Here is a 23039-nt window from a genome sequence, read left to right as displayed (position 1 = left end):
ACAATATTTTGTAAAAGAGCCCCTATTTATCAACTTATTTAACAACTAAAGAACTTATTATGAAAAAAATTAAATCAATTTTAGCTCTGTCATTCATAGCGCTAACACTGTTTTCTTGTAACAAAGATGAAGCAGTACAATCAAATCAGGAATCTCTTAAAGTAACACCAGAGGTGTTAAACAAACTTAGATCACTGTCATTAAATACCTCAGATGTTCAGGTGATTAAGAATACTAATTTAGATGGTAGTGTTGAGGATGCTTTCCTTATAGAAGGAGATATTATCGTGACACAAGATCAATTAAATAAAATGGATCTTCACGGTGGTATTACTACAGAACAATACCGTACTACTAATTTAGTATCTGCCCCAAGAACTATTAGAGTTGTTGGATTATCAGGAACTGGTACGACAGCCCTAACCACAAATATGCGCAACGGATTGCAGGCTGCAATAAACAGATACAATAATTTAGGATTGTCTATTAACTTTACACTAACCTTTAGTTCAAGTACTTCTGGAGCAAATATTGTTGTCCGGAGACAAACTGGGTCTGCGGGTGGAGTAGCAGGATTCCCATCTGGAGGAAATCCATATAATTCAGTTACATTATATTCCGGATTAGATTCTTATTCAACAAATGTAAATGCACACGTAGCAGCACATGAAATAGGACACTGTATAGGTTTACGCCATACAGACTGGTTCAGCCGTCAAAGCTGCGGGCAAAATTCAAATGAAGGAACAGCTGGCGTTGGAGCAATTCAAATTCCGGGAACACCTTCAGGATATGATGCAACATCTTACATGAGAGCATGTTTTAGTTCAAACGAAACAGGAGCTTTCAATGCGAATGATGTTACAGCTCTGAATTATTTATACTAGAAGTTGAATTAGAGTTCTCTTACAAAATATAATAGGCTGCTTCATAATTTTATGAAGCGGCCTTTTTTTATTTGAAGTTTTTTTTTAAGATGATTAAATAATACGAAAAAGACATAAAAAATCCCATTTTGTTAGAAATGGGATTTTAAGGTTTTTTGCATCAGGTTACAAAGAATTTTAACTTAAAAATTTCTTTATTAGTAATGCTGTAATCTCCGGTTTTTCTTCATGTACAAAATGACCGGAATTTTCTATTTCTTCTATGCTAAAATCTTCAAGATAAACAGAAAAGAAAAAGCTAAGCATTTTTGCACCTTCAGGACTTCCAATTCCCATAGCAGGGATGGATACTTTTTTGTATTTTTTTATATCCTCAATGTCTTGTGTAAAGGCTTGGTACCAGCCATTAGAGCTTCTAATTGCATTTTTATTGTTATAAGCCTCTGCATAGACTTTTCTGTCAAAGTCATTAATTGCTTCCGGATTGACCAAAAGATGGTTAAAAATGTAATTTTGTAATACATCATAACGTCCTTCCAGTAATTCTTCGGGCAGTTGTTTGACCTGGTTAAATGCCAGCCACCACGGAAACACCGGATTTCCTATTGGCATCATGGGCAGTTTGTATATGTTTTCATCGGGATGTGGAGTATCTAAAATGATAAGTTTATCTGTACTTTCAGGAAAGTTAGCGGCATAACTAAAAGCAACTGCAGCTCCAATATCATGACCTGTTATATTTATTTTTTGATGTCCCAAATGAGTAATCAATTCATGTATATCCTTAGCCATATTTTTTTTTGTATAGCCTTCTAAAGGTTTTTCTGATGATCCCATTCCTCGTAAATCTATTACGATTAGACTGTGTTTTTCTGCTAAAATGGGCATAATTTTATGATAACTCCACCATGTTTCCGGCCATCCCGGAATAAGGACTAATGGACTCCCGTATCCTCCGGTTACATAATGTATATTGACTCCGTTTACGGTAGTATAATTATTTTTAAAACCGGGCAATTGTTCTATTAAAGATTCGTCGCTGTATAGATTCATTTTTTATTTATTTGATATGTTTGTAAAAACTATCGGTTATTACTTTGATTTAGATAAACCAATACCTCCTTTGAAAGAAATCCAGGCAAATTTTTTGACATCGTTAAGTGATATATTTCCTGATTGCACAGAAAGAACTGCTGTTTCAATTATTCCTCCAAATAAATTGTATATCCATCCAATAGTTAGTTCAGTATTGATATAACCACCAGACTGCAGATTTTCTATAAGCTTAAACCATTGCAGTTTAATGTTATTGTATTCAGATTCATTGTTATTTTTAATTTCAGAATAATCAGTATGCTGATATAATTTTTTCAAAAAGCAGTATTGATTTCCTACTTCAATCGCAGCATACAGCATATATTCAATTTGAGTAATGGGATCCTGACTGGAGTTATATGCATTAGTCATTTTTTCGTTGCATACAGTCAGCATATTCTCCTTGCAATGTTCAATTAAACTCAGTCTATCGCTAAAATAACGATGAATAGTACGTCTTGTAATTCCTGCTTCTGCTGCTATCTGTTCTATAGAAGCGGTTTCATTTTTATTAAGAATTGATATTGCAGATTCTATTATTTTGCCCTTAGTGTCTTTCATGGCACAAAGGTATATAAAAAATGTCTCAATAGCGAGACATTTTTTATATAATGATGATTTTTTAATTAAGCTGCTTCTAACGTTGCTTATTTTTGAATATATAGAAATAGAGAAGTAAAGTGGGAAATTAGCTGAATCCTGATCGTTTATCTTTATTTTTTTTAACCTATAACTTTTTACTCATTAGATATAAGCCAGCAGTGATGCCAATTCCCGCAAGCATGGCTAAGCCTATTTTAGGAGCATTTTTTGACGGTTCACTTCCGTAAACTCTCAGCGGATCTTTAGAAATATTTAAAACATTTCCAGAATCATCTTGCTTATTGGTATTAAGTGCCATTTTACTCCTAACAGCCGCAGAAGCTGTATTAATTACAGTCTTTGGAAATAATCTATAAAGGTTTGTGATTGCCGCAGCGCGCAAATCGGGGAAAAGGTCTTTTTGTGGTTCTTTGGCAAGCTGGACCATTTTGGCAGCAGTTTCACGCGGATCTGAAGCTATAAAAGGAATTGTCATGTTAAAACCGGAATACTTGGCTGAATGCAGATTTCCGGTAGAATTTTGCAATTGCGGATACAAATTGCAGATATGAATATGCTTATAATTAGAAATTTCACCTTGAAGACATTCCATCATACCTCTTATTCCATATTTAGATGCCGAATATACAGCACTATATGGGGCAGGCATAAATCCGCCGATAGATATATTATTAATTAAAATACCTTCATTCTGGTTTTTAAAAATTTTAACAGCATTATAAGCTCCGTGCATATATCCAAACAAATTGGTTTTAAGGACCTGCTCATGGATTTCCATTGGGATTTCCTCAAATTTACCACTGGCCATAACACCGGCGTTGTTCACCCAAATATCGATTTTTCCGTTTATAGATAAAGCTGTGCTGGCTACCTTCTCAACATCCTGAGCAATAGACATGTCTGCAGAAATGCCAAAAGCCGGAACATTTAATGAACGGCAATACTGTACCACATCATCAATACCTTTACTGCCTCTGGCTGCTGCAACAATAGTGCATCCTTCATTTGCAAAAGCTTCAGCTGCGGCTCTGCCCACACCGCTGCTGGCACCGGTTATCACGACAACTTTTCCTTTAAGGCTGTTTTTTTGTATTTGTATATCGTCCATATTGTAATTATTTTAATTAATACTAATGCTGGATTTCTAATTTTCATTAGATATCTAAATTAATACTTTACTACAATGGATCTGTTATACAATTTGTGCTGGGGATTATCCAATTTTCATCTTAAACTATTGCTGTGCATGTCCATAAAAAAACCTCCGAAGTTTAACCTTTAGAAGTAATATCTTTTTGATCATGAAAGTTTAAAATTATAGCAGCTCATTAAATTACAGATGATATTTTTCCTTCATTTAATCTATCTGCGTTCCTTTGGCAACCAGACTAAAAAGCGGTTCATATTTTCGCATCTGAAGATCCAGATTTTGGTGCACCGATACAGGACCAATACTGCCTTGCAGACAGAATAATTTCTGCTCATGAGCCAGCATATACTGCAGCATGCGTACTTTCATTTTATTTGTTGGTAAATCTAAGATTTCTTCGATTTCAACCATTATGCCTGTCCTATTATCGATGATAACCGGCTCTGTGCGAATGAGTCTGCTTTGTGGCGGTATCATCTCCAAAACTGATTTTTCAGTAAGGACAAAGTTTTGGTATTCTTCAGGCAGTTCTTGAATCAGGATGAGTATTTTTTCATTTCCTTTGCCATCACAGCTGGTAAATTCCTGCACGGTAGCAGGCATTTCAGCTTCCTGGGCTGTCCAGCTTTTAGGTATTGGAAGTGTGAGTACAGTTTCTTCTGCTTTGGGATGGCCTTCTATAGTAAATTTTACAGAATGTCCATCAGTAACTTCCTGATGTGGGGCATCATGATAGGCGAAAGAGATAATTCCTTTGTGAACAGCGGCGTCTTGGCTAAACTCTATTTTATCTTTGATATTCTCAAGAAATTCGTCTGCATATTTTTTCTTTTGTATGGGATTTTTTAGCTGTTCTTTTACAAGTGAGTCGATATGTTTTTCTAAACTTGTGAATTGCGAATCATTAAGTTCCTCCTGCAGAAAATGTTCGATGTTTTTCTCAGCCCTGCCAAATACTGCCTGAGCATTTTTTTCTAAGGATCTGACTTCTTTAGTAAAGCAAGGAAACTGCATGGCGACTTTTTTCAGGGCGGCACTTTGTGCTTTCAAAAAAGCATACGTCTCAATGGCAAGCTGAACTTTGGGAGAATAATGCTGCTGTTGCTGCTGCGGATGACAAAGGCATGCATTTAAAAAACAGAAAAAGATTAGTATTGTTCTCATGGTCTTGATTAAATATAAATCTTAGATACTGACAAAGCAGTGTGTATAACTTAAAAAGTACGCATAAAAGCAAAAATAATTTTTGGTTAAGAATTGAATTTATATAATTTTTCTGTATTGTTGTAAAATTTCCACTTATAATTTCTGCGTAATAGAAATGCCATATATTTTTTTATTATATTTTTTGTAGATTGCTAAACCGCAGCAGATTAAAATACGTAACTATAATAACTGTATTTTGCAGCAGATTAAAAATGTATTTGAATGTCATATAAAAATATTTTACTCATTGATGATGACCCGGAAGATGCCGAGATATTCGAGGAAGCTGTTAAAGCACTTAATAGAGAAGTAAAGCTGCAATGGGCTGGAAATCCAGAAAGGGCACTTGATGAACTGCAGTCTGCAGAGCAGCTGCCAGATCTTATCTTTTTGGATTACAATATGCCCCGTATCAATGGAGGGGAACTGTTGGGAAAACTAAAAAGCATTCAAAGGCTTTCAGTTATTCCTGTAATTTTAATTTCAACTCCTTCTGAGGAATTTATGAAATTAAAACTTGACCAAAATGAAATCATCAAGTTCTTTAGTAAACCTAACAGTTATTCAGAACTTATTGCCATACTGGATTCAATTTTATAATCACAGCCATTTTTTTCTTTTAAACCAGAAAAAAATCAAAACAGATATTACAATCATCGACAGGATTGTAAGTGGATATCCTAAAGGTGATTGTAATTCAGGCATAAATTTAAAATTCATTCCATAAATTCCCACGATAAAAGTAAGCGGCATAAAAAAGACTGAGAAAACCGTGAGGATTTTCATAACGTCATTAGTCTTACGGGCAGAGAGGGAAAGATAAATATTGAGCAGGTTGTTGGTATCTTCCTGTACCTGGTCATAAAGCAGGACCAGTTTGGTATGAAGGTCGCGTACGTCACGCTTTGCAGGACGTTCTTCTCCCTCGGCTTTGATGGAATTTACCACTTCGTTGCTCAGCAGGAGCAGTTTTTTGTAAAGGCCTGCACGATTTTTCAAGTAATAAATATCCTCGATCATATCATCGGGTATATTTTTCTTTAAAAATAGGGTGGATTCATAAGAATCAATATCGGCTGAAAGTTTCATGGCAGGTTCTTCAAATGAACGCAGGGCATCACCCACGATATGTATGGCAATTCCCGAAGCAGATTTTATCTTTCCCGCATTCACTACATTCTTCATGATATTTTCAATCAGCGGCTGGGCAGAGCGATGTATGGTAATGATAAAATTATCGGTAAAAAATACGGCAATTTTACTGCTCAGGCTTTGTATGGTTGGCAGTTTCTGACTCTCGTCGTGCAGGAGCCTAATGATTAAAAAATGGGTATCATTGTGCTCTTCGTATTTAGGAAGGTGATCAGGATCAAGCGAATCGAGCAGGGCGTAAGAATTCAAACTGTATTTGCTGCTGACCGATTCGATTTCTTCTTCACTTGGATCGTATATGTCGATCCAGGTTATGTCGGTGCCTTTTATCCGGCAGGTGCTTAGTGCCATTTTCTTGTATATTTATTAAAGCATAGCGGCCGGTGTCAAGCTGGTAAGCCAGTATTCGACAATATTTTTCATCATGATTTTATAGACCGAAAAATCTTCTTCTTTTTTAAAATATCCCTGTGCGTTACAGCTGTAAGCTTTATTTACATTTTCAGGATTTCGGGAAGTCGAAAGGAAAATATAAGGCACGCATTTATGGCTGATCTCCGCAATGGAAGTGATCTGCTCACGGAGTTCAAAGCCGTTGATTTTCGGCATATTAATGTCGGAGATAATAAGGAAGGGGAGAACTGATGGCTTGGATAAATAAGGTATCGCTTCCATTGGGTCTTCTATAAACTTTATTTTGTTGGGATAATCCAGACTTTCAAAAATATCTTTCAAAAAAAGCCTGTCATCTTCATCATCTTCAATTATAATAATTTCACCATTTCTTCTCATGTAGTAAAGTTACATTTTAATTGTTACTCTTTTATCTATTTTTTAGTTTAAAATAAATTAATTGTAAGAAATTCTATCTGCTTGATTTCATACTTTTTTTTGGAATCCTGAAAGAAAAGAAACCTTTTGGAAACCAGTTTCCAAAAGGTTTTTTAAAACAAACAAAGAACATTTTCTCTTTATTGTTTTGATTCAATATAGGTTTTAAACCCTATGATATCATCGTGTATGATTTTCTCAAAAAGTGGGTTCACTAGTTTTGCGGCACCCTGACCGGCAATTCCCAGAGGAGCACGATAAGATATTGTTACATCTATTTCAGTAGTATCACCGTTAGCTTTAAACAGCACTTTTCCAAAGTTTTTAACCGGTGAACCATCGCTGGACTGCCAGCTTAACAGCTTTTCTTTCTGATCTTTGATGATTTCGGCTTTCCAGCTCAATGACCCAATGCCGGCTGGTCCTTTAGCGGTCCATTCTGACTGTGTACTGCTGATAGTCTTCACTGATTCCAGATGGTTCATAAATTTTGGAAGGTTCTCCAGGTTGCGCCAAAAGGCATATACCTCATTGATAGGTTTATTGATAGTTACATTAGTTCTGATGTTAACATTAGAGCCTTTGTCATTTTTTAAATGGTCAACAGCACTGTAAACAGGGCAGTAGCCGCTTATACCTCGCGCGAGCATGGCGCCTCCAGATGTAATCTGCGAAATACTTTTCTTTTCCTGAGTCAAGCCTTTGTACAGCAGATAGGATCCTGCCGCTGTCATAAGGATACGTTCTAATGTAGAAACGTTTACGTTACTTTTTGAGTTGACCTTTCTATTGGATATAGTTGAAGTGTGCATAATGTATATTTTTAAAATTTATAGATTTTATTTATTAGCGGCCGCGCTTCCTGTTTCTCCGGAATTATTGTTGAAGCCTTTTTCATAGCGGTTTGGATCTGTTCCGTCCTCATCGCGTTCTTCGCCCCAGTCTCCTGTGTTGATATGCTTACCTGAAGTCTTGTCAGCAGATGTATTTAACTGCTGATGGTACGGACATTTTTGAAGTTCTTCACTGCTGTAATTATGTAAATTTTCCATGACTTTTAAATTTAATATTTTTAATAATCCTAAAGCCTTCTGAATTAAGACCTGAATGTAATCTGCAATAAAATAGTCAGAATTATGATTCAGCAGGCTGTACATATTGCTTAAAACTTTCCAAATCTGATTTTAAAAGATCCTTGTATTTAGTAAGACCTATTCCCACTATGGGTACAGCTAAAGAGCCTATCGCAGCGGCAGCCTGTTTATTTCCTTTTTTTAATAGATAAGATGATAACAGTAAGGTGCCGAGTCCCCCAAGAAGAAGGAATTCTCCGGGAATATCTGCAATTTTATTTTCTATTAATTCTTTGATATCATTCAAATTTTCCTGAGTGAGTAAATTTTCCATAAGTATATTTATTTGACGTTCTGTGTTTTATTTAAAATTACAAGCAATACAATCATTCAGCTTACAGAATAAGATGTTTTTGTTTGCATAATTATCAGTAAATCAGTTTTTTTTATTCTATTTGAAACTCTGTTGATTGCAGCTCATACTTTGGAGCCAGCTATTATTTGGAGATTATGGAAATAAAAATTTTTCCACCATTGAGTGCTGGGCCTGCCCATTAAGCAAAGTGCTTAAATGAGCTGAAGATGCGGTCTGATCTGCATGGTTACAATATCACACCTTTTGGGCTGGGAAAGACAAAATAATGTACTCATTGCAATATCATACGCCTCAAGCATCTCTAATTTTTCGATTTTTTCTTCTTGTTCGGCCTTAGTGTCCGGCTGCATATCACTTGTAACGGCTCCCGGTTCAATTAAAGAAACTTTAATTCCCAATGGGTTTAATTCCTTACGAAGCGAAGTGCTAAAACCTCTAATGGCAGATTTTGTTGCTACATAAATGGTGCTTTTTGCTTCTTTGCTTTCTGCGCTCATGGACCCGATATTAATAATATGCCCTGATTTCTGCTGTTTCATCCTTAAGGCCGCTTCCTGTGCAAATGCCAGATATCCTGTAATATTGGTGTCTATGATGTATTTATATTCATCATAACTTTCCTTGGTTATTCCTGGAGCTGCCAGTGCCGCATTATTGATCAGAATGTCAATACCGCCAAGTTCTGTATCTGCTATTTTTAAGATTTTCTGTATGTCTTCTTTTTTAGTAACGTCGGCAGGAGTACCGTAAACCTCACTGTCGGGAAATTGTTTTTGAATATCAGCAACGGCATCTTTAAAATCCTTCTCATCTCTGCCAAAAATCAGCACCCTGCCTCCCAGCGATACCAAAACATCGGCGATTGCTTTTCCTATTCCGGTTGTTCCTCCTGTTATTACTATTCTTTTACCTTTAATATTCTGTCCAAAGTAATTTGTCAATTTTTCCATTATATATCTTTTATAAAGTGATTATTATTAGTTATCCTGAAGCTTTAATTCAATATTACCATTGAATTTTAATTGTGCCCCGACCTGAAATTTTATATTCATGTATTGCTGCCTTTTTATGAAAAGCTTTTTGTAGTTCCTTATCCTGAAAAACAGTCATTTTAATGCTGCTCTGACCCAATTTTAGAATTTTCAAATTGCAGTACATTTCCTTATCGCCGTCAAGTTTTATAGTGATTGATTTTCCTCTCTTACTTTGGCGGGTAATGGGATAGTCAATAAAAATTAAAAAGTCTTCATCGATTTTGATGTATTGTCTTGGTACAACGCCAAATGCCATTCCGGCACCATAGACTTCCTGACCCACCTGGCCGCTTTTTTCCCAGCCGTTGTACAGGTCTTCTAATGGAATCCATAAGTCACGCTGCAACTCACCAGTTTTTACTTCATCAGAAAGCATTTCTTTCGGAAGTAAAGGCGGATAATAATAGGCAATCCTATTGACGGCATATTTAACAAATTCAGGAATCAGCGTTTTTACAGCAGGCAGGAGCTCTACATCTTCGGCTTTAATTAAATATTCTGATAAAGCGGCGTATACTTCCAGCTCTTCATATGCAGCGGTATAAGGCGCATCATTGAGAGGAAATATCGAAAAGAAATTGGTGTAATTTTTTCCAAATCCATACCTGCAGTCATACAGCTGTACATTTTTAAAGAGCCCGGCAAGACAGATATAACTCAGATCGAGATACATTTTTTTCTTGGTAATTTTATACAATTCTAGTAGGGCACCGGCAGCAAAGGCAGTATTATTGGCCTGGTATAAAATAGAAACGCCGAGATCTTCCAGTTTTTTTGCCGCTCTTTCAGCTTCGTTTAAATAGCGTTTTTCCTTTGTGAGCTTATAAACTAAAAGCATTAAATGAGCATAGGAGCCCGGGACGTCATTTTCCCCTCCTGCGCCGGGGGCAGTTTCTTTTTTTATAATTTCGAGTGTTTCCATATTATAAAATACAGGCCATTTATAATTAAAATGACGCGCAGTCCTGATTACATAATCAACGGAATCCAATAGAAGTTTCTCTGCTGTTTTATTGCCTTGAAGCGCCAGTCTCGCCAGATTCATCAGCGGGTGATGCAGGTACCAGGAATCCATCACCATTTCTTTTTTCTGTTCTTCAGAACCATCCAGCTGATCAGCAAGGGCAGGAAGCCAGCGGTTTATACATTTTATTTTGGGATCGTAAAAAGCAGGAAGTCCTTTAATCAAATCTTCGCAAAGCGGCTGTTTCTCGCCGCTCCATTTTTCATATTCTTTAAAAGGAGTTAGTACAGCAAGCTGAACCATACTTTCAGCGGGAGTTTCATAATCGCATAAGTAAGCATTGAGGTAAGGAATTCCTTTTTTTTGAGTCCATGAACCCTTATTATTAGTTAAGTCGGCAATTACCTTTTTTGCAATATCCGGCCAATTGTTATATTCAATTGCGGGTTGTTCTAATACCTTATATATTTTGACAAGATTATTTAAAAAGTGTTCACAAATGGCCGTTGGTTTATTTACAACTTCCGTTTCTAATATTACATAGGCGTCTGAAAGGATAAAAGCTTTACCTGCAGGCAGAGGCAGTTTATCAGTGGCAGGAAGCTGAAAACCAAGTTCGGGCCATTTTCCCCCGACTGTATTTTTAGATTCAGTTTGGGTAGCCTCACAATATTCCGACAATGAAGTAAGATTTTGGAAATAAAAAAACGATCCTGTTTTAGGCTTTGTTATGCTGGCAAACAATAGTCCGGAGCGGGAACCAAATTGTTCCATATGAATTGTTCCTGCAGTATTTTCGACACTTCCATTTTGTGTCAGCGGAATTATATCACGAGGCCAAAACGGCATCATCAATGGAACAACGGCCGTAAATGACGTGGTGTAGTGTAAAACAGGTGTTACAGTATCCGGAAAATTAATACGGACTTCATAGCTCCCAAGTCTTGAATTTAAAATAATAACAATGCTATCTTGATCATCAAACAAATTTGATACCTCAAAACAGCTGTTCATAGCAAAGGCAGTACGAAAAGCTATTTTTCCATTATTTGGCATTATAACAGCGATCCAGAGCGAATCACCTGTGTTATAAAGCTGGTAAGTAAAAGAACTAATTTTTCTTTCTAAAAGGATCTCACTATTCTCAATATCTGCCTGAGCAGTCGCGCTCCAAGGTGTAACTGTATGCATAATGATATTTTTTAGTTAGTTATATAATAGCGTGTAAGCGAGTAAGAAATAAAACATGAACCATGCATTTTAATCTTTTAGCAAGCTCACTGTTATTATTAAAGATAAATGCCCACTATCATCGTACCGAAGGAGATAAGCATAAAATAAATGAATAATCCGTATCTGTGTAAAAATGGCTTCATATCAAATTGATTTACAACAAATTTCAGAAGGTTAACTAATTTTTTCTTTACATAATTTATATAACATTTTATAAGATTTTGCCTAAAAGTATATTTATATTATTTTTTTAGAAAAAACACTTTTTTGAATCTAAGCGATGCAAGGTTTGAATACTATAAGAAATTGCTTAAAATCTATAAAGTCTTAAGATATAGGCTGTTGTAATTTTGGCATTTAACCTTAAAAAAAACATTATGAAAACTGCGATAAAAAAAACGACCGCTTCAAAAAGCAAATCAGGCAACACAGGTACTGCTGCCAATAAAACAACAACAGCTAAAGCAACTGCTAAAACAACATCTAAAACCACAGCCAAAGGAACAGTAAAAGCAAAACCTTCTGCTGCTGAAGGACTAAGAGAATTGTTTGTAGACTCATTAAAAGATATCTACTGGGCAGAGAAAGCATTGGTTAAAGCACTTCCAAAAATGGCAAAAAATGCCACATCTCAAAATCTAATTACTGCAATAAACGATCATTTAGCTGTAACAGAGAAACAAGTAGCCAGACTTGAAGAAGTTTTTAAATCTGTAGGTGAAAAAGCAGCAGCTAAAAAGTGTGATGCTATGGAAGGACTTATAAAAGAGGGCGAAAGCATTATGGAGGAAACAGAATCAGGACCGGTAAGAGATGCCGGAATTATTGCCGCATCTCAAAAAATTGAGCACTACGAAATTGCTACTTATGGTACATTGGCGGCTTTTGCAACGACTTTGGGAGAAGATGATGCGGTACTTTTGCTTGAAAAAACCCTTGCTGAAGAAAAAGAAGCGGATGTTTTATTAACTGAAGCGGCTTATAATACGATCAATTTTGATGCGAAAGAGGAAGATCAAAAATAATTTCAGTCGCAAATCCCAGATTTGATTTGAAATAAAGAGCCTGTACTATTTTTAATAGTGCAGGTTTTTTTTTTACCGATAAAAATCCAGTCTTATCCTTATAATTATTGGCAGCAGTATTCTTTATTGTTTAGCTGTAGATTCATGTTGTATTTGTAAGAATTAGGAATTATTGTATAAGATTAATCGTTTAATTTACAGTTACTTAGTTTTCTGATAATTTTTAAAAAAAACTATTATGAAAGCAGCAGTTATACACGGACCGGGTTCTGTTAAATACGATACGGTAGAGGATCCGAAAATCAATGCACAGGACGATATTATTTTAAAGGTTACTTCTACGGCGATCTGCGGATCAGATCTGCATATTTATTCCGGGGCCATGCCGACTTCTCCAATGGTTCTGGGCCACGAATTTATGGGAATAGTAGAGGAGACAGGAGCAGCAGTTACCCATTTAAAAAGAGGAGACCGAGTAGTGGTTCCTTTTCCAATTGCATGTGGAAACTGTTTTTTCTGCAATCATGATGTTCCGGGAAATTGCGAACATAGTAATCCTGAGCATTATGGACCTGAGGGAGGAATCCTGACTGAAAAAGGAGGAGCGCTTTTTGGCTATACTGATCTTTACGGAGGTTATGATGGGGGACAAGCACAATATGTACGGGTTCCATATGCCAATTATGGACCGCGTGTGGTGCCTGAAAACCTTACGGATGAGCAGGTGCTTTTTCTTACCGATATTTTTCCTACCGGATATACAGGAGTGGACTGGGGTGAAGTAAAAGGAGGAGAGACCGTTGCTATTTTTGGCTCTGGCCCCGTAGGGATCATGGCAGCTAAAAGTGCATGGCTTAGGGGCGCATCGCAGGTCATAATAGTAGATACTCTTCAGTATCGTCTTGATAAAGCCAGGGTTTCCACGGGAGCCACTACTATTTTATGGGATGATCCAAAAGAGGTTGTTGAACAGATCAGAGCCCTTACTAAAGGCCGTGGTGCAGATGTATGTATCGATGCAGTAGGATTTGAACCAGAGAGAAGTCTGACCGATAAAATCAAAGCCACTATCAATTTTGAAAAAGGTTCCATTAAAGTATTAGAAGCTTGTATGAGCGCTGTCAGACGAAGCGGTATTGTTTCTGTTCTGGGTGTTTATCCTGTCAATTATGATAATTTTCCGCTGGGACAGTTTTTTGATAAGGGTATAATTTTAAAAGGCGGACAGGCTCCTGCGCATAAACATATCGATAAACTTTTACAATACGTCATAGAGGGTAAAGTTCAGCTTGATGACATTATTACCCACAGGCTTCCGCTTTCTGAAATTTCACATGCTTATGATATCTTCAATAAGAAGGAAGATGGCTGTGTTAAGGTAGTTCTTGATCCATGGAAATAAGCGGCTATAATATCGCATTACTTTTTTATAATATAATTGAAATATTATTAATGAAAAACCTGCACACTGTGCAGGTTTTTTATTTTAAATAGTACATGTTTTTTATATTATAAATTTCCACATTATTGCTTCATGGATTACCGTAAGTCTCAAGTATTTCTGTCACGATTCGCATCGATGCTGCCTCGCAGAAATCCAAACCTGAATAATCGGGGTTAAGGCCGCCCATATAAGGAACAGCCATCATATAAATATTTTTGTTGTAGGCTCCGTACTGGTCAATAATCTGAAAATTATCATTGACTGCAATTCCGGGAACCTGCATAAAATAGTCGCCCTGCTCGTCTTTTTCAATAGTACGGCTGTTTTTATTAAAGGCTGTGAATCCTTCTTCGGATGATTTAAATTTTAATCGTGCCGGGCTGACAGCCTTCTGGGAGAGCAGACCCTGAAAAGGAAAATCATTATACGAGAGATGAGGCTGACCCACGCAGTCAATAAATGTTTTGTAATAAACAGACTGCTGTATATTATCATTATCTGTAAATTTATAAAGTATGCCGCCGTTATTTTGAGGCTCTACTGTGCTTTCGGCTCCTACAGGAACCAGATCCAGTACTCCGGCCTGATGAAGTGCCAAAAGTTCAGAACAAGATTTCTGGGGTACAAAAGCAATTATGATCGAAATAAGCGGCATGAGTACTTTCTGCAGACGCTGCATATCTTCGGCCGATAAATATTTTGCGGGATGATTCACTGCAAAACTAAGTACAGCAAGCATTTCTTTCCAATAAATAGATTCCTGTCTTTTAATGGATTTTTCTGCCTGCTTAAATTCTGCCCTTAACAGCTGAAATGGGTCCAGACGTTCACGCAGCTCCATCATTTCAGCTACAAAATCTTCAATTGTAAATCCTTTAATCTGCTGATAAAATTCGGGGTCCCTCTCTCTGAAGATTTCTTTAAAATCTTTTTCAAAGAGAAAGTCAAGTGATAAAAAACCATCATTATTTTTTCTGTGCGTATCAATTTCTTCTGCTGTTAGCAGGGAACTGTTGGAAAGATGGGAGTCTTCAAGGTGAAAACGCACTGCCGGAAGCATCCCGCTTCTGGAATGCATGATAATTTTAAACGCATCATTTTCGGCCAGCGGCTCAAAAAAGAGGCTGCCATCTGCTGATTCTTCAAAATTACCGTTATGTCTGGCAAGTGTTCTTATAGCGTCAATTGCAGTAAGGGAAGAACCCTTTACAGCAATGGGATGATTAAGCCGTTGTGCCAGTTTTTGAGGAGGGTAAGGAGCATCATAATATCCCGGTATGGTACCTTCATAACGTACAGGCCATTTGTGTCCGGTGCAAATTACTACGTAATCAAATTCCTGGCTTACACTATGAGCTGCTTCAATATTTACAACTTGTTTTGCTGAATTCCAAATGACATCAGTGACCGTGCTGTTTAAATGAACCTTTGTGACAATATCGGCTTTTGCTCCGGCTTGCTGAAGAAGTTCAAACTGTCCGCTGAGATAATAGCCAAAAAGAAGGCGCGGTACTACTTTATATTCATTAAAGCGCTCCGGATCAATTTTAAATCTTTCCAGTAAATCTGAAGGTGCAGTTTTAATCCATTCTGCCATAGCATTCACAATTACAGGTATTTCATTATCCGACACATTGGTAACATGTTCATCATTGGCGCCTTCAATGCTGTATGGCATTCCCGATCCAAGTTCTGCTTTTCTTTCAAAAATATCAATATCAAAATCATTTCTTCCTGATTCTATTAATCTCTTATAGACAAACAGCCCGCTTGGACCTCCGCCGAGAATGGCAATTCGTTTTTTTATTTTTTCAATATCCATTGGTAATTGTATTTATTGCTGAGAATTTAAGAGACTTCCTTTAGGTTATTGCGCGATGGATTCAATTTATGTATATCTGCATCGAGCTCAATTTCTATTGTTGCTGAGCGGGAACCAGAACTGAATCCATAAATTTTCCAGTTATAACGGTTCCTTGTTCGTCCTCCCACTGTGTTATGACATTTTCTATCAAATCGGGTTCAAAACCGATTACTTTCATTACAGGTCCGCCAAATTCCTGTTTTACATCTTGTCCTTTTTTAAATATTGTGCTCATAATGATAGGTTTAATGCAGAGACAGTCTTAAAAAAAACTTTGGCTCTTGCGGTTTTGATTTATATTGTCTGTAAATATTAATACGGCTTATTAGATTTTATTTTTTCAAAAATCAGCGAAGCGGTCTTGTCTGCTGCCTGCTGCAGGATTTCCTGCGGACTGCCGGTGAAAACCTCTCTGTGATTTATGGTTCCCATAGGTGTAATTATAGAGATAAATATTGTGCCGACAGGCTTTTCCTCGTTTTCACTTCCTCCTGGAGTGGTAAGACCTGTTAGGGCAACGGTAATATCGGAATTAAATATAACAGCAGCGCGTTCTGCAAGTGCACTGGTCACCTCTGCTGATTCAGGCGTATAGGTCTCTATAAGATCGTGTGGCACGAGCATGATTTCTTCTTTTACAAATACTTCGTAACACACAATCCCGCCTCTTAAAATTTGTCCTGAGACAGGAGACAAAGAAAATTCAAAACTTAATTTTCCAGCTGATGCGCTTTCTGCAAAGGCAATTTTCCAGCCTTTGGCTGCTATGGCTTCGCTGCATTTGATTATAATTTCAGATGTCATACTTATTTGTCTATATTATTATTCTCCAGCAGGACTAATGTTAAGAAGTGTTTATAAACGGCAGGCAGTCTGTTGTTTTGTAAAAATGTTTTCATGTCAGCTCTATTAACTAATCAAATTTCAGAAAACAGTTGTTTTATTTTGTTATATCTTTTGCTCTATTACTTATAAAATTAATTCGTACCAATTATCTATTATCCTGACGGAAAATATTAAGTAATGCTTTGTTATGCCGGAAAATCACGCAAATATGGATATGATAAGTGTAATTTCATCATATAAAGATGATGCTTTATCAATGTAGTAAACTAATGTTGAAATTTTAAAAGAAATTTATCTAAGAAAATGATTCAAAAAAAATTAAGTTTACTGAATAGTTCTCAATAATTTATAAGTAGCAAATGCATGAATTTTAATTGCCAATTTTTAAGCATTTTTCTACAATCACAATTTTTTTTCATCTTGTAAAAAAAATCAAGCACAAGATATTGAAAATCTAACATCTCAATAATTATTCTAATTACAAGAAAATTGCCCATGAAAAAACAACTCTATATTATTATCTTATTTTTTTTTATTAGTCTAATTCAAGCACAAAAAAATAGTCAAGATTATTTTACATTAAAGGGTGTTTTAAAAAATAACTACAAAGGTTATTTATACGTTTCTTATGATGATAAAAAAGATAGTTGTTTAGTAAAAAACAATAAATTTTCTTTCAAAGGCCGTATACAAGGTAACATGACAAATGTATTTTTCTGGTTGAGAGGAAAACCTTGTATAATGAAAAAAGAATTTTTTATCGAAAATAAAAACGTTAAAATCAACTTAGCTTTTTACGAAGAAATCCAAAACAAGGATACGACAGTTTTTTTTCATGCAACTTCAATTGTGGGTACAAAAACAGCTTTAATACAGGCCGATTATGAAAGATTTGCTGCTAGTAATTTATTTGCTAAAGATAGGCATCAAAAGTTATACAGAAAGCTCAACACAATGGCAGTTAAAAACCCCAAAAATTATTATGTGGGGAATTTAATAGAGGAAATGTGTTGGGATAGCACCTTGGATAAAAATCAATTAAAAAAAATATATAGTAAATTAGATAAAAAAAATCAACGAAAAGGCACTATCTACATTATAGAAAAAAAACTGTATTCTAAAAACGACATAAATGTAAACGATATGGTTTATGATTTTGAATTGCCGGATGAAAACAATACTGTATTTAAAACAGTATCTTTAAAAGGGAAATGGTATCTTATAGATTTTTGGGCAACCTATTGTAGTATCTGTATCGCTGCATTTCCTAAATTACAAAAGATTCACGATTTATATAAAGACAGGAATTTTGAGATTTTAGCAGTTTCCGTTGATAAAGATTTGCAACAATGGCAAAATTTCTTGAAAATGAATGATCTAAAATGGAAAAATTTGATTGAAAAAAGAGGCATTGACAATAGCGAAGCTGTAAAAAAATACATTTCTTTTACCCCATCAAATTTTTTAATTAACCCCGAAGGTAAAATAGTTGCAAGGAATATTAGTCCCGAAGATTTAGAAAAACTCCTCAAAAAAAAATTAAAATAATCCTAAACAATGACTGAGAATTACAATTACCTTTTCCAGTATTTGAAAAGGTAAGACATCTTTATTGATAAAAATGAGTTTTTGTTTCAAATACAATCATATCACGATAACCATTTTATGAATAATATAAAGAAATTGCCTTATTTTCAAGTGAATTTGTAAGATAATTATTTTGTATTTTATAATAGAGCGGTTAGTATGGATCGGTAGGAGTTAAATACTTAGAAAGTGAAGAATCAATTTTTAAATATGTTTTTGAACAAAAATTTTTAATCTTATGTAAATGTATATTTTTTGAATTTTTGCATTATCAAAAACTAAAAATAAAAGATATTTTGAAAAATATTAATGTAAAATTTAGCAAGTATCAAGATATCAATTTAACAACTCTTTACTCTAAACTTAATTCTTAAGCATTAATTTTAATCCTATTCTTTCAAGACTTTCAATCATATTTGAAACAACATTTTCAGTAAGAATATAACTTGAAATCATACCTTTAATTTTAAGTGCCGTATTTGGTTCCAATTCAATCAGTTTTACCAGGTATTTTTTTGCTTCAACATCTTCATTTAAGAATGATAAAGAGACAGATTTGAGTAGCGGATCCCAGAAAGTTTCTGCGCAATCCATTTTTTCTGCCCAGAAAAAAGCATTTTTATAATCTCCTTTGTAGATGTAATAATAACAGTAACCTATATTTATCCACCATGGATAAATGGGGTTTGTACGAATCGCATCGTCCATTATTTGGAAACCTGTTTCAAAGTATCCGGCAAAGATTAAAAGGCAGCCAACTCCTGAAACCATGCCAGAAGAATGGGAATTAATAGCTATGCATTTTTCTGCATAAATAAGACAAGCTTCCGGGTCTCTCCTAAATAAATTAACCCATGTTAAGGCATACATCGCATGCTGGCAGTCGGGATCAATTTTAATAGATCTCATTAAGCAGCTGTATGCCTCAGAAATTGTATTCGCATCATCATCAATCCCAAGCGCTATTCCATCCAGATAAAATTCTCCAAGCATTGCCCAGCTTACAGCATGGTTTGGGTGAAGTTTAACAGCAGTTTTTAAGGCATTTAGCGCATTTTGGTAATTTTCGTTAGAATATCCTCGTTGATATTGGTAATATGCGTATACTCCTTTCCAAATGCTTGAATTGTCAGATATTTTTGAAGGATGAGTTTTTATTACTTCTTTAAAGATTATACCATAATAACCACCCATTGCGGAAACAACGTTCTGAACAATCTGGTTTTGAATATTCATAATATCTTCAAAACTATCATATTCAAAAGATTTTGTCAATATATAATGGCCTGTCAATGCATTTAAGAGATTTATTCTTATTAGCAGTTTTTCGTTATGGCATTTCAGGCTGCCTGTCATAACAAAGTCTGCACCTATAAGCTTTGCAGCTTCAAGAGTATTCTGATTGATTTTAAAAAGTAGTTCTGAAGAAAAATTCCCTATCACCGAAATATCTTGAAAACGAGAAAGTTCGGCGCTCAATTCTTCACAAATTAACAAAGAGAAAACATCTAGATTATGTTTCTCAGTGATAGTTTTAAAAGGAAAAATAGCTATCACTGGATTTGCAATGTCATGAGAAGAGACAGCGGGGTTTTCAGTTCCTTTATGGATAAATTGAGGTATATAGCAGCCTTTTGGAATAACAATTCTTATGGAATTATTCCTTCCTTCTCGATTATAAAATTCATCTAAGAATCGGCGCAGCCTTCCGGCATGAATACGGACTACCGAGTCATCATGAGAATTAAAATCCTGCGATCTATTCAGAACATTTACAGCAATAGAATATTCTTTTATTAAATGCTGCTTTTCATTTATGGTTTCTGTTACAATATGTTTTAAAAAACGGCTTAAGATAGGGGAATTTTTTAAAGCAGAATAATTTAAAACAGATTCCAGTTCGGTATAGATTTGATCTTGGGTAATTTTTTTTACAGCCTCCATATATAAGTTACATATAGTTAATAGACAATCGTTTAACGGCTTGTAGAAAAATAAAAATCAAAATTAAATTGATTTAATTTATTATATAACTTTTTGTAAGATTTTAACTTTTATTTGTAGGTTTTAACTTTCTTTTTACCGTGAAATTTAACACCTTTTAACGTCATTTGACGCAAATAGATAATTCTATCTATCTACATTTGATTGATATTCAGTGTAAAAGATGTCAAATGTCAATTCCTTTAGCCTTACAAAATGAAAAATTTGCAAACTGCCAAGAATCCATTAAGATTCTGTATCTGGTAGATGATAATTTTAGATGTATGTGTGATGACTATAATATTACTAAAGAAAATGTAGAATTTTTTAAGCAAAAAACCGAGGAAGATTTTCAATGCAGAATGGAATATGAAACTCTATCAATAGAATTAGAGGAAGAAATTCTCCGGTATATAGCAGAAAGAACAGATCAATAAACTGAATATTATGAATTTAATATTAAGCAGTAATATTTTTATTAACCCCTAATTTTAAATCTGATGAAAAAAATTGTAAAAGGCATTTTGGGAGCATTACTTTTAATACTATTACTTTCAGGCTGCGATCAAAGAAGCTTTGAAGTTTTTGAAAACGATACGCAGCAAACTCTATCTGCTGATAAAATTCCTGCAATTGCTAAGCAAAAAGGAGAGTGGGTAGTCATCACTGAAGGGCAGGGAAAAAGCGGTAGAAAGTAGCCAGTTCATGGTATCTTCTGCGTTTTCGCGAAGACAGTACAGTTAAACTTATATGGACAATGCCAGCGCATTATGCAAGAGAAAGGCTAAACTATACTCAAGTCGGCAATATTATAACTATTAACGGATCGGCTGAAGCTCCACAGATCAATGGAGTTCAATTTAAAATTGTAGACAGCGAATCAATGACGGCAAGTATACCAGGAGCTGGAGGCGGTGAATTAACATTTACACATCGTAGTATTGGCTGGCCTTATATTCATTTCTTATTGCTTTTTGTGGGGCTTGCATTAGTTTATATGGCTTGGAGAAAATGGAAATGGTTTACTCCAATTGTAGCTGGTGTCGGGGTCGTTATATTAGCGGTTTACTGGATAAATACACTAGATAATATGCCTTTGTTCCGCTGGGTAAAAAATTTAACATTGGTCTTTACGATTTGGATTTTTTGGTTGGCGAGACATACTTCACTTACTAAATATGTCTGGATGCGCTTTTTATGTGCGGCAATATTAGGAATCAATATTTTTGAAGCCTGCGAAGTAGATTTTCATTCCGGCTACCTGCCAAATATACTTAACGGAGCAGCAGGAATTTTCAGCATACTTGCCATGACACGATGGAGAGGAATAGGACCAAACCGCCAGCCTTCTAAAGATTTGATATGGGCAGGTCAGCCGGAACTTTGGATCATTGCTTATGATATTTGGAATATTACTTTCTCCTATCTCAATTTTAATGAATACACTTCCAATAGTATTGCGCTTAATTTAACAGCGACATTTTTGGCCTTATGGATTCCGGGCACATGGGTTTCTACGCGAGGAACTACTCTGGGATTCTTTTATTTCTACCTTTTTTCGTTCAGTGTATTTGTTATGGAAAAAAGTTTTGTACCAATTCCAATCAGCAACACCAGTGCAATTGTTATTGCTTCTATAAGTTTTGTTGCCAATTTTGTTGTCTGTGCTTTAGTCTGGCGATGGAAAATATTCAAAAAAGGACCTGTATGGCCGAGTTTTGGGCAATATCGACATGCAGAACATGCTATGTCGGGACTGAATGATTCGATTCACGTAGACCTTGATAAATTTCCCGCAATGGCAGATTATCCTCCATTGAAAGAAAATGAAAATCCTGTTCATAGCTAAAGAATTCAAAGAATGTCATTATGAAAAATAGATATAAAATACTAATAATTTGTTTTTTGGCCTCCAGTCTTGTTTTCGGTCAGGAAAGTGATGAAGAACTGGCTAAGAAACTTTCTAATCCAATAGCGTCTTTAATCAGTGTCCCATTTCAAAACAATACAGATTATGGAATAGGTCCAAATAAAGGAAACCGTAATACGATGAATTTTCAGCCTGTGGTACCAATTAGTATTAGTGAAAACTGGAATATGATTGGAAGAATTATTCTGCCAATAGTGACCCAGAATAATATTACGTCTTTGGGAGCTAAAGAAAGTGGATTAAGTGATGCAGTTTTAAGCGCTTTTTTTAGTCCTAAAAATTCTAAAAATGGTATAACGTGGGGGGCAGGTCCGGTTTTTTTAATCCCTACTGGTACAGATGATTTTTTAACTACTAAAAAATTTGGTATTGGTCCAACAGGAGTTATTTTAAAACAAAGCGGCGGATGGACTTACGGAGCTTTGGCAAATCAAATTTGGAGCGTGGCGGGAAGCGACGACCGCCCGGATGTTAATCAACTTTTTCTTCAGCCATTTTTTACCTATAATTGGAAAAGCGGAGCCGGGTTGGGAGCTACTATGGAAATGACCCAAAACTGGGAAGCAAGTACTACTACAATCTGGCTGACACCAACGGTAAGCGGATTGACAAGCATTGGGAAACAAAAAGTTTCCCTTATTATAGGACCAAGATTTAATCTTGCTGCACCAGATGGCAATAAAGCAGACTGGGGCTGGCGTGCTGTTGTTATTTTTATTTTTCCGAAGTAATAAACAGATTGAACTTAGGCTGAAA

At 35.5% G+C, this 23039-nt stretch carries 24 protein-coding genes; 9 read left to right on the top strand and 15 right to left on the bottom strand.

The window, feature by feature from the left end; genetic code table 11:
* Positions 1–59 precede the first annotated feature (59 nt).
* Entirely contained in the window at positions 60–887 is an 828-nt protein-coding gene (locus FLAPXU55_RS19280) for a M57 family metalloprotease (protein ID WP_180860358.1), read from the top strand.
* A 177-nt stretch (positions 888–1064) separates the two neighbouring features.
* Here the strand turns inward: FLAPXU55_RS19280 and FLAPXU55_RS19275 are convergent, their stop codons facing one another.
* The 4 genes from FLAPXU55_RS19275 to FLAPXU55_RS19260 form a co-directional block, all read right to left on the bottom strand.
* Positions 1065–1940: an alpha/beta fold hydrolase gene (locus FLAPXU55_RS19275; protein WP_180860355.1), complete on the bottom strand. Its 876-nt coding sequence runs from the start codon at positions 1938–1940 to the stop codon at positions 1065–1067.
* A gap of 39 nt (positions 1941–1979) precedes the next feature.
* Entirely contained in the window at positions 1980–2543 is a 564-nt protein-coding gene (locus FLAPXU55_RS19270; protein ID WP_180860352.1) for a TetR/AcrR family transcriptional regulator, read from the bottom strand.
* A gap of 166 nt (positions 2544–2709) precedes the next feature.
* On the bottom strand, positions 2710–3693 hold the full coding sequence (locus FLAPXU55_RS19265) for an SDR family NAD(P)-dependent oxidoreductase (RefSeq protein WP_180860349.1): 984 nt from the start codon (positions 3691–3693) through the stop codon (positions 2710–2712).
* 249 nt (positions 3694–3942) lie between these two features.
* A complete protein-coding gene (locus FLAPXU55_RS19260; protein WP_180860346.1) occupies positions 3943–4899 on the bottom strand; it encodes a hypothetical protein in 957 nt (318 codons plus the stop codon).
* Between the two features lie 264 nt (positions 4900–5163).
* Here FLAPXU55_RS19260 and FLAPXU55_RS19255 point away from each other — a divergent pair, with 264 nt between their 5' ends.
* Positions 5164–5541 carry a response regulator gene (locus FLAPXU55_RS19255; protein ID WP_180860343.1) on the top strand — a complete coding sequence of 126 codons (378 nt, stop codon included), beginning with the start codon at positions 5164–5166 and terminating at the stop codon, positions 5539–5541.
* Here the strand turns inward: FLAPXU55_RS19255 and FLAPXU55_RS19250 are convergent, their stop codons facing one another.
* The 7 genes from FLAPXU55_RS19250 to FLAPXU55_RS19220 form a co-directional block, all read right to left on the bottom strand.
* Positions 5542–6444 (bottom strand): magnesium transporter CorA family protein, encoded by a 903-nt coding sequence (locus FLAPXU55_RS19250; protein ID WP_180860340.1) that lies wholly within the window; start codon positions 6442–6444, stop codon positions 5542–5544.
* A 15-nt stretch (positions 6445–6459) separates the two neighbouring features.
* On the bottom strand, positions 6460–6885 hold the full coding sequence (locus FLAPXU55_RS19245) for a response regulator (RefSeq protein ID WP_053471216.1): 426 nt from the start codon (positions 6883–6885) through the stop codon (positions 6460–6462).
* A 179-nt stretch (positions 6886–7064) separates the two neighbouring features.
* Positions 7065–7736, bottom strand: coding sequence for an SRPBCC family protein (locus FLAPXU55_RS19240; protein ID WP_180860338.1), 672 nt, complete (start codon positions 7734–7736; stop codon positions 7065–7067).
* A gap of 27 nt (positions 7737–7763) precedes the next feature.
* Positions 7764–7976, bottom strand: a complete 213-nt coding sequence (locus FLAPXU55_RS19235) for a hypothetical protein (protein ID WP_180860335.1) — start codon at positions 7974–7976, stop codon at positions 7764–7766.
* An 82-nt stretch (positions 7977–8058) separates the two neighbouring features.
* Positions 8059–8331, bottom strand: a complete 273-nt coding sequence (locus FLAPXU55_RS19230; RefSeq protein ID WP_053471219.1) for a hypothetical protein — start codon at positions 8329–8331, stop codon at positions 8059–8061.
* Positions 8332–8564: 233 nt separating this feature from the next.
* Complete coding sequence (locus FLAPXU55_RS19225; RefSeq protein ID WP_180860332.1) at positions 8565–9323, bottom strand: SDR family oxidoreductase; 759 nt, start codon at positions 9321–9323, stop codon at positions 8565–8567.
* 55 nt (positions 9324–9378) lie between these two features.
* Positions 9379–11562, bottom strand: coding sequence for a hypothetical protein (locus FLAPXU55_RS19220; RefSeq protein ID WP_180860329.1), 2184 nt, complete (start codon positions 11560–11562; stop codon positions 9379–9381).
* A 419-nt stretch (positions 11563–11981) separates the two neighbouring features.
* Here FLAPXU55_RS19220 and FLAPXU55_RS19215 point away from each other — a divergent pair, with 419 nt between their 5' ends.
* Together FLAPXU55_RS19215 and FLAPXU55_RS19210 are read left to right on the top strand one after the other, a co-directional pair.
* Positions 11982–12629 (top strand): YciE/YciF ferroxidase family protein, encoded by a 648-nt coding sequence (locus FLAPXU55_RS19215; RefSeq protein WP_180860326.1) that lies wholly within the window; start codon positions 11982–11984, stop codon positions 12627–12629.
* A gap of 238 nt (positions 12630–12867) precedes the next feature.
* On the top strand, positions 12868–14031 hold the full coding sequence (locus FLAPXU55_RS19210) for a zinc-dependent alcohol dehydrogenase (protein WP_180860323.1): 1164 nt from the start codon (positions 12868–12870) through the stop codon (positions 14029–14031).
* A 130-nt stretch (positions 14032–14161) separates the two neighbouring features.
* On the opposite strand, the gene FLAPXU55_RS19205 is transcribed toward FLAPXU55_RS19210, so the two are convergent.
* The 3 genes from FLAPXU55_RS19205 to FLAPXU55_RS19195 form a co-directional block, all read right to left on the bottom strand.
* The gene (locus tag FLAPXU55_RS19205) at positions 14162–15895 is read right to left on the bottom strand and encodes an FAD/NAD(P)-binding protein (protein ID WP_180860320.1); all 1734 of its coding nucleotides are present in this window, start codon (positions 15893–15895) and stop codon (positions 14162–14164) included.
* A 94-nt stretch (positions 15896–15989) separates the two neighbouring features.
* The gene (locus tag FLAPXU55_RS19200) at positions 15990–16172 is read right to left on the bottom strand and encodes a hypothetical protein (protein ID WP_053471225.1); all 183 of its coding nucleotides are present in this window, start codon (positions 16170–16172) and stop codon (positions 15990–15992) included.
* A gap of 77 nt (positions 16173–16249) precedes the next feature.
* Positions 16250–16741: a CinA family protein gene (locus FLAPXU55_RS19195; protein ID WP_180860317.1), complete on the bottom strand. Its 492-nt coding sequence runs from the start codon at positions 16739–16741 to the stop codon at positions 16250–16252.
* A gap of 537 nt (positions 16742–17278) precedes the next feature.
* Between FLAPXU55_RS19195 and FLAPXU55_RS19190 the strand changes: the two genes are divergently transcribed.
* A complete protein-coding gene (locus FLAPXU55_RS19190) occupies positions 17279–18331 on the top strand; it encodes a TlpA disulfide reductase family protein (RefSeq protein ID WP_180860314.1) in 1053 nt (350 codons plus the stop codon).
* 402 nt (positions 18332–18733) lie between these two features.
* On the opposite strand, the gene FLAPXU55_RS19185 is transcribed toward FLAPXU55_RS19190, so the two are convergent.
* Positions 18734–20314 carry a tetratricopeptide repeat protein gene (locus FLAPXU55_RS19185; RefSeq protein WP_180860311.1) on the bottom strand — a complete coding sequence of 527 codons (1581 nt, stop codon included), beginning with the start codon at positions 20312–20314 and terminating at the stop codon, positions 18734–18736.
* Positions 20315–20544: 230 nt separating this feature from the next.
* Here FLAPXU55_RS19185 and FLAPXU55_RS19180 point away from each other — a divergent pair, with 230 nt between their 5' ends.
* The 4 genes from FLAPXU55_RS19180 (at position 20545) to FLAPXU55_RS19165 (ending at position 23014) form a co-directional block, all read left to right on the top strand.
* Entirely contained in the window at positions 20545–20790 is a 246-nt protein-coding gene (locus tag FLAPXU55_RS19180) for a hypothetical protein (protein WP_053471230.1), read from the top strand.
* A gap of 63 nt (positions 20791–20853) precedes the next feature.
* A complete protein-coding gene (locus FLAPXU55_RS19175) occupies positions 20854–21051 on the top strand; it encodes a hypothetical protein (protein ID WP_180860308.1) in 198 nt (65 codons plus the stop codon).
* A 59-nt stretch (positions 21052–21110) separates the two neighbouring features.
* On the top strand, positions 21111–22202 hold the full coding sequence (locus FLAPXU55_RS19170) for a DUF5692 family protein (RefSeq protein WP_180860305.1): 1092 nt from the start codon (positions 21111–21113) through the stop codon (positions 22200–22202).
* A 20-nt stretch (positions 22203–22222) separates the two neighbouring features.
* On the top strand, positions 22223–23014 hold the full coding sequence (locus tag FLAPXU55_RS19165; protein ID WP_053471232.1) for a hypothetical protein: 792 nt from the start codon (positions 22223–22225) through the stop codon (positions 23012–23014).
* The last annotated feature ends 25 nt before the right edge of the window (positions 23015–23039 follow it).

This window comes from Flavobacterium panici, from assembly GCF_903819335.1.
Classification (GTDB): Bacteria; Bacteroidota; Bacteroidia; order Flavobacteriales; family Flavobacteriaceae; genus Flavobacterium; species Flavobacterium panici.
The sequence above is the reverse complement of the archived record's forward strand: the minus strand, read 5'-3'. Positions and strand labels throughout refer to the sequence as shown.